Origin of the sequence: Streptomyces sp. NPDC048172, from assembly GCF_043202595.1 — a bacterium.
GTDB lineage: Bacteria > Actinomycetota > Actinomycetes > Streptomycetales > Streptomycetaceae > Streptomyces.
In genome coordinates this window covers 1,574,596-1,589,854 of record NZ_JBIDAT010000001.1, presented here as the reverse complement: position 1 = coordinate 1,589,854, position 15,259 = coordinate 1,574,596, and the positions used below count along the sequence as shown (strand labels likewise).

At 73.4% G+C, this 15,259-nt stretch carries 12 protein-coding genes and 1 pseudogene; 2 read left to right on the top strand and 11 right to left on the bottom strand.

Going from position 1 to position 15,259, the window contains the following annotated elements:
- Positions 1-234: 234 nt before the first annotated feature.
- The 4 genes from ACGF3A_RS07350 to ACGF3A_RS07335 all read right to left on the bottom strand — a co-directional run bounded on the left by ACGF3A_RS07350 (position 235) and on the right by ACGF3A_RS07335 (position 4,564).
- The gene (locus tag ACGF3A_RS07350) at positions 235-1,788 is read right to left on the bottom strand and encodes a DUF4331 domain-containing protein (RefSeq protein ID WP_393726657.1); all 1,554 of its coding nucleotides are present in this window, start codon (positions 1,786-1,788) and stop codon (positions 235-237) included.
- A 188-nt stretch (positions 1,789-1,976) separates the two neighbouring features.
- Positions 1,977-3,056: a maleylpyruvate isomerase family mycothiol-dependent enzyme gene (locus ACGF3A_RS07345; protein ID WP_393726655.1), complete on the bottom strand. Its 1,080-nt coding sequence runs from the start codon at positions 3,054-3,056 to the stop codon at positions 1,977-1,979.
- Positions 3,053-3,610: a sigma-70 family RNA polymerase sigma factor gene (locus ACGF3A_RS07340; protein ID WP_393726653.1), complete on the bottom strand. Its 558-nt coding sequence runs from the start codon at positions 3,608-3,610 to the stop codon at positions 3,053-3,055. Before ACGF3A_RS07340 ends, ACGF3A_RS07345 begins: the two co-directional genes overlap by 4 nt.
- A 75-nt stretch (positions 3,611-3,685) precedes the next feature.
- Entirely contained in the window at positions 3,686-4,564 is an 879-nt protein-coding gene (locus tag ACGF3A_RS07335) for a DUF6597 domain-containing transcriptional factor (RefSeq protein WP_393726651.1), read from the bottom strand.
- Positions 4,565-4,666: 102 nt separating this feature from the next.
- Here ACGF3A_RS07335 and ACGF3A_RS07330 point away from each other — a divergent pair, with 102 nt between their 5' ends.
- Positions 4,667-5,563, top strand: a complete 897-nt coding sequence (locus ACGF3A_RS07330) for an SDR family oxidoreductase (RefSeq protein WP_393726649.1) — start codon at positions 4,667-4,669, stop codon at positions 5,561-5,563.
- A 20-nt stretch (positions 5,564-5,583) separates the two neighbouring features.
- Here ACGF3A_RS07330 and ACGF3A_RS07325 read toward each other — a convergent pair whose 3' ends face one another.
- The 7 genes and pseudogenes from ACGF3A_RS07325 to ACGF3A_RS07295 all read right to left on the bottom strand — a co-directional run bounded on the left by ACGF3A_RS07325 (position 5,584) and on the right by ACGF3A_RS07295 (position 13,631).
- Positions 5,584-6,600 carry a glutathione S-transferase family protein gene (locus ACGF3A_RS07325; RefSeq protein WP_393726647.1) on the bottom strand — a complete coding sequence of 339 codons (1,017 nt, stop codon included), beginning with the start codon at positions 6,598-6,600 and terminating at the stop codon, positions 5,584-5,586.
- Between the two features lie 71 nt (positions 6,601-6,671).
- Entirely contained in the window at positions 6,672-7,346 is a 675-nt protein-coding gene (locus ACGF3A_RS07320; protein WP_393727207.1) for a class I SAM-dependent DNA methyltransferase, read from the bottom strand.
- 60 nt (positions 7,347-7,406) lie between these two features.
- Positions 7,407-7,829: pseudogene (locus ACGF3A_RS07315) on the bottom strand (GNAT family N-acetyltransferase); the annotation flags it as partial.
- Positions 7,830-7,908: 79 nt separating this feature from the next.
- Positions 7,909-9,960, bottom strand: coding sequence for a dipeptide ABC transporter ATP-binding protein (locus ACGF3A_RS07310; RefSeq protein ID WP_393726645.1), 2,052 nt, complete (start codon positions 9,958-9,960; stop codon positions 7,909-7,911).
- A 10-nt stretch (positions 9,961-9,970) separates the two neighbouring features.
- On the bottom strand, positions 9,971-10,828 hold the full coding sequence (locus ACGF3A_RS07305; RefSeq protein WP_393727205.1) for an ABC transporter permease: 858 nt from the start codon (positions 10,826-10,828) through the stop codon (positions 9,971-9,973).
- 50 nt (positions 10,829-10,878) lie between these two features.
- Positions 10,879-11,829: an ABC transporter permease gene (locus ACGF3A_RS07300; protein WP_393726643.1), complete on the bottom strand. Its 951-nt coding sequence runs from the start codon at positions 11,827-11,829 to the stop codon at positions 10,879-10,881.
- The gene (locus ACGF3A_RS07295) at positions 11,826-13,631 is read right to left on the bottom strand and encodes a peptide ABC transporter substrate-binding protein (protein ID WP_393726641.1); all 1,806 of its coding nucleotides are present in this window, start codon (positions 13,629-13,631) and stop codon (positions 11,826-11,828) included. The genes ACGF3A_RS07300 and ACGF3A_RS07295 overlap by 4 nt, the downstream gene beginning before the upstream one ends.
- A gap of 195 nt (positions 13,632-13,826) precedes the next feature.
- Here ACGF3A_RS07295 and ACGF3A_RS07290 point away from each other — a divergent pair, with 195 nt between their 5' ends.
- A complete protein-coding gene (locus ACGF3A_RS07290; RefSeq protein WP_393726639.1) occupies positions 13,827-14,975 on the top strand; it encodes an ROK family protein in 1,149 nt (382 codons plus the stop codon).
- The last annotated feature ends 284 nt before the right edge of the window (positions 14,976-15,259 follow it).

Below are 15,259 nucleotides of genomic sequence, written 5' to 3'. Positions count from 1 at the left end.
GCCCGTGCCGGGTCCAGCCGGGCTCCGGGACCTTGCAGACCGGAACCGAAGTCCCGTGCCCGGCGGTCGAACCTCGCCCGTGCCGGGTCCGGTCCGGCGGGGCCGGGCCATGGGTACGGCCAGGTCGGCGGAGCCGGTCCGCGGAGACGGTGGGCGGCGGGCCTCCCCCGGGGCCCGCCGCCCTTGGTGCGCCCGTTCCCGTCCCCCGAACGGGGACGAGCGCGGATCCGCGCGTTACCGCGGCTCGGTGCCGCGCGGACGGCTCGTGTGACGGCGCCACAGGACGTAGCCGCCGCCGAGGACCAGCAGGGCCGCCGCGCCGCTGGCCGCGGAGGCCATGAGCAGGCGGTCGGAGTCGTCGCTCGTCGACTGCGCCACGGTGGCCGAGCGGCCACCGGTCATCGCGCTGGCGCCGCTGCCCTGGGACCCGCCGCCACCGGCCGTGGGGCCGCGTGAACCGGCCGTCGGGGAGGCCACGTACGGGAAGGCGTCGTCGAACTTCTTGTCGTTCGTGTCGACCGCGTCGCCCAGGTCGTTCTTCTGGCCGACGAGTTCGCCGCGCACGGCCTGGAGCGAGATGTCGACGGTGTCGTCGGCGAGGCGCCGCCCGTTGGGGTAGCCCGCGTTGTCTCCGTCGAGCACGCCGAGCCGCTTGGGGCTGTCGGACGGCTTGGTGGAGGTGTTGAGGCGGATCTCCTCGCTCTTCTTCACGCCGTCGGGCTTGTTGAGGCCCGGCACGCCGGTGAGGAAGACCTGGACGAGGTCGTCACGCGGTGTCTTCGGCGCCTTGAGCTTGTAGATCTTCTCCAGCAGCCGCGCGACCTCGGGGTCCTTCACGTACTTCTCGAACTGCGCGTCGTCCCAGGGCGTGGACGCGTTGTACTTGTCCTTGTCCTTGACTGGGACGATCACCTCGTTGAAGAGGGGCATGCCCAGCCGCGAGACCTGCTTGAAGCCGCCGGAGGCGGTCTTGCGCGCGGTGGTGCTCCAGACGCCGATGATCGGCTTGTCCGGCCCGGCCGTCAGGTCCTTCGTGGGGACCTGCACGCCGAGGGTGTTGACGTTGTAGCCCTTGAGCGTGTCGTTGCCGACCTCGGAGAGGTCGCCGCCGTAGAGCAGGTCGAAGACGCGGAGGTCGAGGAAGAACGGGTCGTCGGCCTGCCCGGCGAAGCCGGTGCCGCCGCCCTTGTCGAGCTTGCGCACGGCCTGGGCGCGCAGGTCGTCGTACTTCGGCATCGAGGCCTTGCCGACGTTGGACGGCGCCACGGGCGCGTCGTTGGCGAGGGTCTCGGACGAGGTCTGCTTGCCGTCCTTGAACTTCAGGAGCTTCAGGTCGTACGTCTGCCGGTAGTTCAGGTCGGGGTCGTCGAGCGAGGTGACGTCGTTCGTGTTGTAGAGGAACGTGTCGCCGCTGCGGTAGCTCTCGTTGAACGTCCACCGGTAGATCAGGTCCGACTGGCCGTCGCCCGTGTTGTCGATGTGGATGTCGTGCCGGGCGTCATTGGCGAACTTGTAGAAGTTGGGGCCCCCGGCGGGCTCGGCGAACGGCCACCAGTTGGCCAGCAGTGTCGTCGTGTCCGGCTTGTCGGGGCTGGTGAACGCGTACACGTCGGTGTTGTCGTACTCCGGCTGCCCGGAGATCAGTGGTGCCTCGCGGTGACTGGAGGCGCTGGCCGGGGTGGGGCCCAGTGCTGCCGTTCCGGTGGCCAATGAGGTGGCCACCAGCGCGATTCCCCCGGTCAACGCGGTCCAGGCCGACAGGCGTCGGTGGATGCGGATTCTCGACATCGCGGCGTCCTTCGCTGTGTTCGGACGTGGGCCGCGGCGGGGATGGGACGTGGGGCGTGGCAACCGGTACGCGGTGGAGACGACCGCCGCGGCCCTGGGGCGCGTTCCGGCACCCCTGCATTCGGGCGGCGGCGCCGTACGGATTGCCCCTCGCGGGACGTGGCCGGATTCCGGCCCCTCCTACGGCCTCACGGGCCCGAGAAGGTGGGCGCCGCGCGCAGCGCCGCCACGGCGAGTTCCCGGTCGCCGGCGAGGTGCGCGTCCATCCGGTCCGGGTCGCGACGGCCGCCCGCGAGGAAGCAGAACTCGACGGTGTCCACGACGATTTCGGCCACCGCGGGCCCCCCGGACCCGGGCCCTTCGGATCCGGGCCCCTCGCCCAGCAGCCACTCCCCGCCGCCGCGTCCGGTCAGCTCGACGCGCAGGGTCCGGCCGTCGAGCGGCGTGCCCGTCCTGCCCATCACGAGGGGCAGCGTGCGCACCCCGAGGTCGGCGATCGGCCGCAGGGACTCGTCCACGGGCGGCGGCAGCGGCAGCGCGGTGCGCCCGGCGATGTCGGCGGTGTGCACCCAGGTCTCGAAGGCCCGGCCGATCGTGAGGTCGGCGACCGGGAACGGCCGCCTCCCGGCCAGCCGCGCGGGCCGCGCGCCCAGCTCCTCGCCGCCCTCGGCGAGGGTGTCGCGCAGCGCCTCGGCCCGCGCGCGCCAGGTGCCGTGCACGGTGGCGGGCGGCACGCCCGTGGCCCACGCGGTCCACTCGGCCGTACGTCCGGGGATGGTGCCGTCCTCGTTCCCGGCGACGCGGTCGGCGAGCAGGCTGTCGGTGGCGGCGACGTGCGCGACGAGCTGCGCGACGGTCCAGCCCTCGACGGTCTCCCGCTCCCAGTCGGCGTCGGAGAGTTCGCGGAGCACGGCGTCGAGGGTGGCGAGCTGCGCCGCGTACGGGCGTACGTACGCGGGCAGTCCGCGGGGGGCGGGCGGGCGGCGGGCGAAGGCGCCGGCGGTCACGCGCGCGGCGAGCTCCGGCGGCGGTGCGGGCGGTGTCGCGTCCGCGAGCCCCGCCAGGGCGGTGGCGAGCGTGCGGACCTCTTCGGCGCACCGGTCGCAGTGGCGCAGGTGTGCTTCCACGGCGGCTGCCTCCTCGGGGGAACAGGCGTTCAGCAGCCACGCTCCCAAGAGGGGTTCGGCCGAGGCGTGCCCTCCGGATGGCGTCCCGGACGGTGTTCCGGAGGGATTTCCGGAGGGATTTCCGCGCGCGGAACGGCTCATGGTGCGATCCCTTCCGCGGCGAGGGCCGCCGCCATGACGCGCAGCGCGGTGCGCAGCCGGGTCTTCGCGGTGCCCTCGGGTATGCCGAGCTCCGTCGCGACCTGTCGGTAGGTCCGCCCTCCGTAGTAGGCCAGCAGCAGGGGTTCGCGCAAGGTGTCGGGAAGGTCGGCGGCCACGGCCCGTACGCGCAGCGCGAGCAGCCCGTCGGTGGCGGTGTCCGCCGTCTCGTCGCCGCGCGGCGCGTCGTGCGGGGTGGCCAGGCCGCGCCGCTTCTCCTCGCGGCGCACCCAGTCGACGGCGCGGTGGTGGGCGAGGACCAGCAGCCAGGCGCGCAGCGGACCGCGCGCCGGGTCGTAGGAGAGGGGGCGCTCCCACAGGTGGGAGAAGACCTCCTGCAGCACGTCCTCGGCGGCGGTCCGGTCGCGGATCACGCGCGTGGCGACTCCCAGCACGAGCGGCGCGTACCGCTCGTACACCTCGCGGAACGCCTCCTCGTCCGCGGCGAGGAGGCGCGCGTGCACGACGTGCGGGTCGTCCGGCGGATCGGGCGCCATGTCCGAAGTATGCCGCGAATCACGGAAGTTGCCCCTGAGCCGAAGGTCCCTCCCCCGAGCCGGGGAGGCGCCCCGTCAGCGGGCGGGGGCACCGCACGCGTGGGGTGCGGGCCGCTCCCCCGCGAGGAAGGCGCTCGGCGTGACCCCGATCAGCTCGCGGAACTCCGCTGCCATGTGGGACTGGTCGTAGTAACCGGCCGCCACCGCGAGCCGCGCGCCCTCCGCCCCGCCCGCTCTGTCCGCTCTGTCCGCTCCACCCGCTCCCGCTCCACCCGCTTCCGTTCCGCGCGCCAGCACGGCCCGCACCCGCTCGATCCGCGCGAAGCGCTTGGGCGGAACGCCGATGCCGCGCGTGAAGAGCGTACGGAGCTGCCGCTCGCTGACGCCGAGGTCCCGGGCGACCTCGCGCACGCGGCCCGGAGCGTTCCCCCCGGAGGGTGGCGAGAGCGCGGCGGCGGCGGAGAGCAGCAGCTTCCCGTGCTCCGGGCCGGGCGGCGGCCCGTGGCCCGCCAGCCGTACGAGCAGCGCGCGTTCGAGTCGTGCCAGCACGCGCGCCGCGTCCGTCCCCTCGGACGCCAGCTCCTCCGCGAGGCCGTCGCCCGCCGCGCCCCACAGCTCGCCGAGGGGCACGGCCCTGTCGGTCAGCGCGCCCGCCTCCACGCCCAGCAGGGGCTGGGCGCCGCCGGGCCGGAAGCGGAGCCGGACGACCAGCGGCAGGTCCTTGCCCGCGAAGTAGCCCGCGCGGGTGCGGGGGCCCATGACCACGAGCTCACCGCGCCGGGCGGCGTCGATGTGGAAGACCAGCACCGTGGCGGCGTCCGGCAGATGGGTCAGCGTCACCGGAAGCCCGTCCCGGGGCGTGAGCGGCGCGGCGGAGACATGGGCGACCCACGGCCGCAGCGCGGCGGGAACCGTGACCCGGACCGTGGCCGTTCCCCGGCGAGTGACGCACATGGCCTCACCGTAGCCAGGGCGGCGGGAGGGCCGCGCGGGCCCACGGCCAACCGTGCCGAATCTTCCTAGTGCCCGCGCCCCGGGCCGCCGCACGGTGGGCCCATGATTCTGCTCACGGGTGCCACGGGCACCATCGGCGGCCATGTGCTGCGCCTGCTCACCGCCGGGGACACGCCTTCCGTCCCCGTACGGGCCATGGTCCGCGACCCTTCCCGGCTCACGCCGCCTCCCGGCGCCCATGTGGACGTGGTGCGGGGCGACTTCGACGAGCCCGGCTCCCTCCGCGAGGCGCTGGAGGGCGTCACCGATCTGTTCCTGGCGACGGTCGCGGGCCCCGCCGTCGCCGCGCACGACACGGCGGCGGTCGAGGCCGCGGAGGCGGCGGGCGTACGGCGGGTGGTGAAGCTCTCCGCGATACGCGTGCCGGGCGTTCTCCCGCGCGTCGCCGAGTGGCACGCCCCCGGCGAACGGGCCCTGCGGGAGAGCGGCATGGCCTGGACGCTGCTCCAGCCCGCGGGGTTCGCCTCCAACTCCCTCCAGTGGGCCGGGGCGGTCCGCGCGGGCAACCCCGTGCCGAACACCACGGGGACGGGGCGCCAGGCCGTGATCGACCCGCGCGACGTGGCCGAGGCCGCCGTCGCCGCGCTGCTCTCGCCCCGCGGCTCCGGGCACGAGGGCCGCTCGTACGTCCTGACCGGGCCGGAACCGCTCAGCGTGCCCGAGCAGGTGGCCCGGATCGGCCGCCTGCTGGGGCCCGGCCGGGACCCCGGGTGCGTGGACGTGCCCCCCGCGGCCGCGGCCGGGGCGATGCGCGGCGCCGGGATGTCCGAGGAGTTCGTCGGCGCCGCGCTCGAAGGGATGGAGATGCTGGGCGACGGCCGCGGCGAGATCCTGGGCGAGGGCGTGCGGGAGGCGCTGGGGCGCCCCGCCCGCCCGTTCGACACCTGGGTCCGCGACCACCTGGACGCGTTCACCGGCTCCCGGACCGGGCAGCGGTAGCGGCAGCGGCCACGCGCGCCCTACGGCACCGGGCGGTGCCCCTCCGGTACGCGCTCGTCCGCCGGGACCGGGCCCGGCGGGGTGCCGTCGCCGAAGGGGCGGCCGCCGAGGGACTCCCTGCCGTGCGGCTCCGTCCAGCCGCTCAGGTCGGGGCCGACGGGCACGATCGAGGTCGGGTTGATGCCGGTGTGCACCGCGTAGTAGTGCCGCTTGATGTGGTCGAAGTCGACCGTGTCGCCGAAGCCAGGGGTCTGGTAGAGATCGCGGACGTACGCCCACAGCACCGGGTTCTCGGCGATCTTCTCGCGGTTGCACTTGAAGTGGCCGTGGTAGACCGCGTCGAAGCGGACGACGGTCGTGAAGAGCCGGATGTCGGCCTCGGTGATCGTGTCCCCGACGAGATACCGCTGCCCGGCGAGCCGCTCGGTCACCAGGTCGAGGCGGCGGAAGACGTCGGCGTACGCGGCCTCGTACTCCTCCTGCGTGGTGGCGAACCCGGCCCGGTACACGCCGTTGTTCACCTCGCGGTAGACGCCCTCCATCACCTCGTCGATCTCCCCGCGCAGCGCCTCGGGGTAGAGGTCGGGCGCGCCCTCGCGGTGCAGCGCGGTCCACTCGGTGGCGAGGTCGAGGGTGATCTGCTGGAAGTCGTTGGTGACCAGCTCGCCGCTGGGCACGTCCACGATCGCGGGCACGCTCACCCCGCCGGGGTAGCCCGTCTCCCGCGCGTCGTACGCCTCGCTGAGGAACCGGATGCCGAGCACCGGGTCGCGGTCGCCGGGGTCGAGGGTGAAGCGCCAGCTCCGGTCGTCCTGGATCGGGTCGGTGACGCCGAGCGAGAGCGCGTCCTCCAGGCCCAGCAGCCGCCGCGAGATCAGCACCCGGCTCGCCCAGGGACAGGCCCGGCTGACGACGAGCCGGTACCTCCCCGCCTCGACGGGCCACCCGCTCTCCTTCCCGTCCGCCGTGATCCGGTCGGCGAAATGGCTCCTCGACCGCTTGAACTTCTTCCGGCCGTACTCCGTGTTGCCGTCCATCTCTGGTCCCTCCGTCTTCAGCGCGTGGCCGCGAAGCCCTCCGGCGACCCGTCGCCTTCATCTTGCACGCTTCAACCACTCCGGCGCGCGAAGAGGACGGCACCGGGGAGGCGCCCGCCGGGGTCGAGCAGCAGCTCGGCCTCGACCGTGAATCCGGCCTCGCGCAGCAGCTCCGCCATCCGCGCGGGCGTACGGCGGTGGACGTGCACGCGCATGGGGAGACCGCCGTACCCCTCGGTCTTCAGCGTCGAGCCGTCGCCGGTGTGGAAGCCCGCCGCCAGGGGCGCGCCGGGGCGCAGCACCCGGTGGAAGCGGCCGAGGACGGCGGGGAGCGCGTCGTCGGGCACGTGGATCAGCGACCAGAAGGCGAGGAGCCCGGCCGCCGAGGCGTCGGCGAGGTCCAGGCCCAGGCCCGGGTCCGTCATCGAGCCCGCCTCGAACCGGACGCCGGGGTGGTCGCGGCGCGCCACGTCGATCATCGCGGGCGACAGGTCGACGCCGAAGGCGTCCACGCCCGACTCCCGCAGCCGCGCGGTGACATGGCCGGGACCGCAGCCCACGTCCGCCACGGGGCCGCCGCCCCCGGCACGTACCAGCTCGGCGAAGAGGGAGAGCGCCGCGCGCAGGTACGGGTCGTCGTCGAGGGCTCCGGGCACGCGCTCGGCGTAGCTCGCCGCGACCGTGTCGTACGAGGTCCGGGTGTCGGCCAGCCAGCGGCCGGTGTCCGGCGTCGGAGGCTGTGTCAGCGGCTTCTCGAAGCAGCGGCTCTCCGGGGTGTCGCGGTACGGGCCGAAGGGGGACGTGCGGGTGTAGCCGCTGGTCGTGTAGAGGGTGAGGGCCTCGGGGAGCGGGGTGCCGGTCTCCAGGACCATGCGGGTGCGGCCCGCCTCGCGGGCGCTGGTCTCCAGGGCGGCGAGGAGGCGCCGGGCGAGGCCCTGGCCGCGGGCCTCGGGGACCACGTACATGCGCTTGATCTCGGCGTCGCCGTCCGCGTACCCCGCGTCGTCCCCCTCCCCGCCGGCGGCCTGGGCGCGCCAGCCGCCGCAGGCCACGGCGGTGCCGTCCGGGGTACGGGCGACGAGGAAGAGGCCGTGCGGCGGCTCGAAGTGGTCGCGGCGCAGCGGCGTGATGTCGCCGCCGTCGCCGTAGCGGGCGGCGTACTCGGCCTGGACGCGGGCGCTCAGCGCGACGGCGTCGGGGTCGTCGAAGGGGACGGCTCGCAGATGCATGGCGCCGGACCGTACTCCCGTGCCCGGCGCCGGGCACGGGAGTTTCGCGGGCCGGGACGGCCGTACGGCGGACCGCCCGTCACGCCGCCGGGACCAGCGGGAAGTGGCAGCTCACCCGGTGGCCCGGGGTGTGCGGTTCGACGGGCGGCGGCTCGGTCGTCGCGCACAGCTCGGTGGCGAGCGGGCAGCGGGTGCGGAAGCGGCAGCCGGACGGCGGGCTCGCCGCGGACGGGGTCTCCCCCTCCAGCGCGGCTCCCGCCGCTTCCTCCCCCGCCGCGCTCGTCTCCAGCAGGCCCCGGGTGTACGGGTGGAGGGGGTGGGCGAAGACCTCCTCGGCCGGGCCCGTCTCCACGAGCTTGCCCAGGTACATCACCCCGACCCGGTCGGCGAGATGGCGCACCACGGCGAGGTCGTGGGAGATGAAGAGATAGCTGAGCCCCTTCTCCCGCTGGAGGTCCCGCATCAGGTTGAGGATCTGGGCCTGCACGGAGACGTCGAGCGCGGAGACCGGTTCGTCCGCGACGACGAGGGACGGGCCGAGCGCGAGGGCGCGCGCGAGGCCGAGGCGCTGGCGCTGGCCGCCGGAGAACTCGTGCGGGTAGCGGCGGGTGGCGCCGCGCGGCAGCCCGACGTCGTCCAGCAGCCCGGCGATCCGCTCGTCCTGCGCGGCGCGGTCGCCGACACCCTGGATCACCAGCGGCTCGCGCAGGATCGTGCCGACGCGCATCCGGGGGTCCATGGACGCGTAGGAGTCCTGGAACATCAGCTGCACCTCGCGGCGGTGCGCGCGCAGTTCGGCGCGGCCGAGCGCCGAGACGTCCCGCGCGCCGAAGCGGACCGTGCCGTCGGTCGGGGCCTCCATGCCGACGGCCATCCGCCCCAGCGTGGACTTGCCGCAGCCGGACTCCCCGACGATCCCGAACGTCTCCCCGCGCCGTACGGTCAGCGACACCCCGGCGACGGCGCTCACCGGGCGCCGGTCGCGGCGCCGCGTGAAGGGGCCGCCGCGCAGGGCGTACGCCTTGCTGACGCCGACGAGTTCGAGCAGCGGCTCCGGCGCCTCGGGCGGCTCGGACGGCTCGCCGTCCGTCCCGGTGCGCGTGTCCGCCCGTACGGCCGGTACGGGCGCGGGCGTCGCCTCCGCCGGGTGGAAGCAGGCGAACGTGTGACCGTCCCCCTGGTCCGTGAGCGGCGGCGGCTCCGTGCGGCACTCGTCGGTCGCGTACGCGCAGCGCGCCGCGAACCGGCAGCCCGGCGGCAGCGTCGTCAGCGCGGGCGGCAGCCCCGGGATCGTGGCCAGCGGGCGTCCCGCGCCGGAGGGTCCGGAGGGGTCGGAGGGCCCCGAGGGCAGCGCGGCGAAGAGGGCCTCGGTGTAGCGGTGGCGGGGCGCGGCGAAGAGGCTCCGTACGGGGGCCTGTTCGGCGATCTTCCCGCCGTACATCACCGCCGCGCGGTCCACGCGGCGGGCGACGACCCCGAGGTCGTGGCTGACCAGGATCATCGCCATGCCGAGCCGTTCGCGCAGCTCGCCGATGAGCTCCAGGATCTGGTGCTGGGTGGTGACGTCCAGCGCGGTCGTCGGCTCGTCGGCGATCAGCAGCTTCGGCTCGCAGACCAGCGCCATCGCGATGGCGACGCGCTGCCGCATGCCGCCGCTGAGCTGGTGCGGATAGCTCTTCATCCGCTCGCCGGGCTGCGGGAGCCCCACCGTGCGCAGGGTCTCCTCGGCCTTCTCCCGCGCCTCGGCGCGGCGCACGCCCCGGTGCAGCAGCAGCGGCTCGGCGACCTGGTCGCCGATGGTCATCGTGGGGTTGAGGGAGGTCAGCGGGTCCTGGAAGACCATGCCGACGGTGTCGCCGCGTACGCCGCGCAGCACCTGCTCCGGCGCCCCCGCGAGGTCCTCGCCCTCCAGGAGGATCCGCCCGGAGGTGACGCGTCCCCCGCCGGGCAGCAGCCCGAGGACGGCGAGCGCGGTCATGGTCTTGCCGGACCCCGACTCGCCGACGAGGCCGAGCGCCTCGCCGGGCGCGAGGTCGAAGGAGACGCCGTCGAGCGCGTGCACCGTACGGTCCCGGCCGCTCAGCTCGACGCGCAGGTCCTCCACGCGGAGCAAGGGCTTGTTGTCTGTCATCCGGAACCCCTCAACCCTTCTGCAGCCGGACGTCGAAGGCGTCCCGCAGCCCGTCGCCGATGAAGTTGAACGCCGCCACCACCAGCACGATCGCGAGGCCCGGCGGGAAGATCAGCCACCAGTAGCCGACCTGGGTGTAGGTGATGCCGGAGCTGAGCATCGAGCCCCAGTCGGCCGCCGGGGGCGGGATGGAGAGGCCGAGGAAGGAGAGGTAGGCGACGTAGAGGATCGCGTCGGCTATCTGGAACGTGGCGTTGACGATCACGGTCCCGATGGCGTTGGGCACGATGTGCCGGAAGACCGCGCGGCCCCCGCCGCCGCCCATCAGCCGCATCGCGTGCACGTAGTCGCGGCTGCGCAGCGCCAGCGCCTCGCCCCGGATGAGCCGCGCGGGCGAGAGCCAGGCGACGGAGGCGATGATGAGGATGAGGACGGGCTTGCTGGGCGTGACGATCGCGGCGACCACGACGAGCAGGAAGAGCGCGGGGATGGCCAGCGCCGCGTCCGTGATCCGCATCAGCAGCGCGTCGGTCCAGCCGCCGAAGTACCCGGCGACGGCCCCGTAGACGGTGCCGAAGAGCGTGGCCAGGAGCCCGGCCGCGAGCCCGACCTCCAGCGAGGTCTGCCCGCCGTACATCAGCCGCCCGAGCATGTCGTAGCCGACGTCCGTCGTGCCCAGCGGATGACCGGCGCGCGGCGAGAGGCTGGCCTGGCCGAGGTCGGTGTGGACCTGGTCCGTGGAGTGGAACAGGGGCCCGAGGAAGCAGAAGGCCAGCAGGAGGACGAGGATCACGGCGCCGGTGAGGGCGAGCTTGTTGCGGGTGAAGACGGCGAGCGTACGGCGGGCGAGGGACGGGGTGGCGTCCAGCTCCTCCGCCCGTACGGGCTCGGCGGCGGAAACGGTTCCGGCTTCGGCGGTCACTGGACGCTCCTGATCCGGGGGTCGAGGACGGCGTAGGCGATGTCGGTGAGGAGCGAGCCGAGGACGGTGGCGCAGCCGACGACGAGGGTGACGCCGAGGAGGACGGGGAAGTCGCTGCTCTGCGCGGCGTTCCAGAACAGCAGGCCCATGCCGGGGTAGTTGAAGAGGGACTCGACGACGAGGGCGCCGCTGAAGAGCGTCGGCAGGTAGAGGCCGAGGAGCCCGGCGAGCGGGATCAGCGCGTTGCGCAGCACGTGCCGGGCCATCACCCGGGTCTGGGACTGGCCCTTGGCGCGCGCGGTGCGGACGTAGTCCTCGCCGAGGTTGTCGAGGACGGCCGAGCGCATGTAGCGGCTGAACATCGCGATGATGCCGAGCGCCATGGTGATCACCGGGAGCACGAGCCCGCCCGGCTCGCCGAGGATGCCGCCGACGGAGTCGGCCTGCGGGGCCTCGGCGGGGAAGAGCTGGATCTGCTGCGAGAAGGCCAGGATCAGCACGATGCCGAGGAAGAAGACGGGCGTCGCGTAGGCGAGGAAGGCGGCGCCGGTGAGCGCGTAGTCGGACGGCTTGCCGCGCCGTACGGCCTGGAGGATGCCCAGCGGTACGGCGAGCAGCGCGGCGACGAGGAGCGAGAGGCCGGTGAGCAGCAGCGTCTTGGGCAGCCGCTCGCCGAGGAGGGTGGCCACGGACTGGTTGAGCGTGTAGGACTCGCCGAGGTCCCCGGTGACGAGCCGTTCGAGGTACATGCCGTACTGGACGGGCAGCGAACGGTCGTACCCCTGCTGGTGGTTGAAGTGGGAGACGGCCTCGGGGGTGGCGGCCTGGCCGAGGATGGCGCGGGCCGGGCCGCCGGGGAGCTGGTGGAGGAGGACGAAGACGATGACCGAGACGAGGAAGAGGACGAAGACGGCCTGGCCCGTGCGCTTGATCAGGAAGCGGGTCACTTGCCCTCCCCCTTCCCGGCGGACTTCCCGGCGGACTTCTTCACGAAGTACCAGTCCTGGGGCGCGTAGGTGAGCGTCGGGTTCTGGTCGACGCCGCGCAGGTCGTTGCGGATGACGGAGACCTGGTAGGCGGGGTTGGGCGTCCAGAGGACGGGGACCTCGCTCGCCAGGTGGCGGGCGTAGTCGCGCATGGCCGAGGGGTCGTCGGAGAACTCCGTCTTCTTGATCAGCTCATCGGTCCTCGGATCCGACCAGTTGCCCATGTTGGAGGGCGCTCCGGTGGCGAAGAGCCGGTCGCCGCTGGGGTTGGCGGGGAAGATCCAGCTCCCGGCAGTGCCGAAGAAGCCCAGCTCCCACTGGGAGCAGACGGGGTCCTTCGGCTTGCACGGGATGGTGGTGCCCAGCACGGTGTTCAGCGGCTGTTCCCGGACGTCGAGGCGGACACCGGCGCGGGAGAACGAGGACTTGATCTCCTGCATCGTGTTGGACGTCTCCGTGGACCCGGACTGGGAGAGGAGTTCGAGCGCCAGCTCCTGCCCGTCCTTCACGCCCTTGCCGCAGGCGCCGGACCCGGTGCCGGGCCGTACGCAGCGCAGCGTGCCGTCCTGTTTCTTCCAGCCGTGTCCGGAGAGCAGCTTCCGCGCCTTCCCGGGGTCGTACGGGTACGGGTTGCGGTCCATCAGCGCGGCGGGGACGGGGCCCCGGGTCGGCTCGGCGCTGCCGTGCCAGACGTGCTTCGCGATGGACTCCTGGTCGATCAGCGACTGGAGGGCGCGGCGCAGATAGCGCTGGCGGAAGAGCGCGCCCTTGGTGGGGTGGTTGAGGTTGGGGACGAGGTAGGTGATGCCCCAGCTGTCCCAGGGGGCGACGCGGTAGCCGGTCTCCTTGAAGTGACCGGCCTGGGCCATGACGGAGGGCGGTATGTAGCCGTAGTCGAGGCCGCCCGCGCGCAGCACGTTGAACTCGGACCCGGCGGTGGTGAACGGCTTGAGGACGAAGCGGTCCAGGTGGGGCTTGTCGGGGCCGCCGTACCGCTTGTTGGGGACGAGCGAGACGCGTCCGGACGGCGACCAGCTCTCGATCCGCCAGGGCCCGGCGACGGTCTTCCACAGCGGGTCGGTGCCGAACTTCGAGAGCTGCTTGGCGTGGTGGAAGAGCCGCTTGAAGGTCTTCTTCGGGCTCTCGCCCTTCGGGTTCCAGGCGTGGCGCGGCAGGGGCTTGAACTTGTCGAGCTGGTTGGCGGTGAACCAGTCGGGGTTGTACGCGCGGTCGAGGCGCATCCGGAACCGGTGGTCGTCCAGGATCTGGAACTTCTTCACGTTGTCCGGGAACAGCTTGGGCGCGTAGCCGCCCCATTCCTTCTTGTTGTCGCGGATCAGCTCGTACCAGAACCTGACGTCGCGCGCGGTGACCGGCTTGCCGTCGGACCAGACGTAGTCCTTCTTCATCGTGACCGTGACGGTGCGGTTCCCGTCCGAGTAGTCGATGCCGGAGGCGACGTTGCGGGGGCTGTCCATGGTGAGCTTGCCGCTCTTGTCGCGCTCGGGGGTGACCAGCAGCGGGTAGAGCAGGTTCTGGATCGAGCTGTTGTGCGTGGCCGTGTAGCCCGCGGCGCCGATCGGGAAGACCCAGTTGGGCGTGGCGGCCGGGGGCAGCGCCATGGTCGCGGTGCCGCCCTTCACCGGCGTGCCGCCACTCGCGCCGAGATCGGTGACCGCCTTGATCTCGGGCCCGCAGCCCGTGGCACCCGTGGCCAGGGCGCCCAACAGCAGCACCCCCACGGTGACTCGGCGCACGCGCATGCCGCCTCCCGCCTTCCGATCAGCGTCCGATCGATATCAGTCAAAGACAGCGAGCAAAGTACGGACGAGAACGAAATAAGGTCAAGACTCTTGGCAGACTTCCTCCAACTCATGTCTACTGTCGATCACTTACGGAGCCGACTTGCTTCGGTGTCCGAACGAAGAAGTATCGAGGAATCGAAGAAGGGCATCGTCATGTCTCCCCCAGCGGAGCAGCGCGGCTCCGCCGCGCACGTTCTCGACCTCGTCGCCAGCGGCGCCGTCTCCTCACGCGCCGACCTCGCGCGCGAACTGGGCCTCGCCGCGTCCACGGTCTCCGCGCGGGTCCAGGAGCTGGTCGATCTCGGGCTGCTCACCGAGGACGGCGAGGGCACCTCGCGCGGCGGCCGCCGCCCGCGCCTGCTGCGGATACCGGACGACGGCGCGGTGGCCCTCGCCGCCGACCTCGGCAGCCACCACGTGCGCCTGGGCGCCGTCACCCTCACCGGCTCCTGCACGGACACCGAGGAGCACGCCTTCGACCTGACGGAGGGCCCCGGGCCGACGCTCGACCTGCTCGCCGACCGGCTCACCGCGCTCGCCGCGCGGCAGCGCGCCGCGGGCCGTACGGTGCGGGGCGTCGGCATCGGCTTCCCCGGCCCCGTCGACCCGGACACCGGCCGCGTCGTCGCGCCCTCCCGGATGCCGGGCTGGCACCTGTACGAGCTGCGCGACCGCCTCGCGGACCGTACGGGCCTGCCGGTGCTGGTCGACAACGACGCCAACATGATGGCCCTCGGCGAACACCGCGCCACCCACCCCGAGCTGCGCCATCTCGTCCTCGTCAAGGCGGGCCGCGGCATCGGCTCCGGCGTCATCAGCCACAGCCGCCTCTACCGGGGAGCGGGCGGCGCGGCGGGCGACATCAGCCACGTCCGCGTCGAGGCCGCCGCCGAACGGCCCTGCTCCTGCGGGAACATCGGCTGCCTGGAAACCGTCGCGAGCGGCGCGGCGATCGTCACGGCGCTCCGTGAGCGGGGCCTCGCGGTGGAGGGTGCGGGGGACGTCCTCCGCCTGGTCCGTGACGGCGAGCCGAACGCCACGACCCTCGTACGGCAGGCGGGCCGCCACATCGGCACGGTCCTGTCGGTCGTCGTCAACTTCTTCAACCCCCAGGCGGTGCTGTTGGGTGGCGCCTTGGCCGAGGCGGAGCCCCTTGTCGCCGCCGTGCGGGCCATGCTCTACGAGCGCTGCCTCCCCATGACGACGGCCGATCTCCTGATCGAGCCCACGTCCTCGGGCCCCGACACCGGCCTCCTGGGCGCCGGCCACACCGCCCTCAGAGAACTGGAGCCGTCCTCTTGACGAGACCGTCCAAGAGTCTGCCCCGTACCGCACATTGCCGAGTGCGGCTGCGCTGTGGCTGGTCGCGCAGTTCCCCGCGCCCCTTAGCTCTTCCGCGAAGCTTGGGAGTTCTGCGCTTCTCCCTGCGCGAAGCTTGGGAAGTCTGCGCAAGGCGCAGGGTTGGCAAGCGCAGCCCCCTCCGCCGGGTGTCCCGCGTGCAAGGGCCGCGCCCGGGGTGCCCCGGACCGTGCATCGCGGGCTGCGGCCGCGTCGTGGCTTGTCGCGCAGTTCCCCGCGCCCCTGAG

Excerpts from the sequence above, each read along its gene's own strand:
- ACGF3A_RS07350 (WP_393726657.1), bottom strand. The coding sequence starts at position 1,788 with ATGTCGAGAATCCGCATCCACCGACGCCTGTCGGCCTGGACCGCGTTG.
- ACGF3A_RS07295 (WP_393726641.1), bottom strand. The coding sequence starts at position 13,631 with ATGCGCGTGCGCCGAGTCACCGTGGGGGTGCTGCTGTTGGGCGCCCTG.
- ACGF3A_RS07330 (WP_393726649.1), top strand. The coding sequence starts at position 4,667 with ATGATTCTGCTCACGGGTGCCACGGGCACCATCGGCGGCCATGTGCTG.
- ACGF3A_RS07345 (WP_393726655.1), bottom strand. The coding sequence starts at position 3,056 with ATGAGCCGTTCCGCGCGCGGAAATCCCTCCGGAAATCCCTCCGGAACA.
- ACGF3A_RS07310 (WP_393726645.1), bottom strand. The coding sequence starts at position 9,960 with ATGACAGACAACAAGCCCTTGCTCCGCGTGGAGGACCTGCGCGTCGAG.
- ACGF3A_RS07340 (WP_393726653.1), bottom strand. The coding sequence starts at position 3,610 with ATGGCGCCCGATCCGCCGGACGACCCGCACGTCGTGCACGCGCGCCTC.
- ACGF3A_RS07290 (WP_393726639.1), top strand. The coding sequence starts at position 13,827 with ATGTCTCCCCCAGCGGAGCAGCGCGGCTCCGCCGCGCACGTTCTCGAC.
- ACGF3A_RS07325 (WP_393726647.1), bottom strand. The coding sequence starts at position 6,600 with ATGGACGGCAACACGGAGTACGGCCGGAAGAAGTTCAAGCGGTCGAGG.
- ACGF3A_RS07335 (WP_393726651.1), bottom strand. The coding sequence starts at position 4,564 with ATGTGCGTCACTCGCCGGGGAACGGCCACGGTCCGGGTCACGGTTCCC.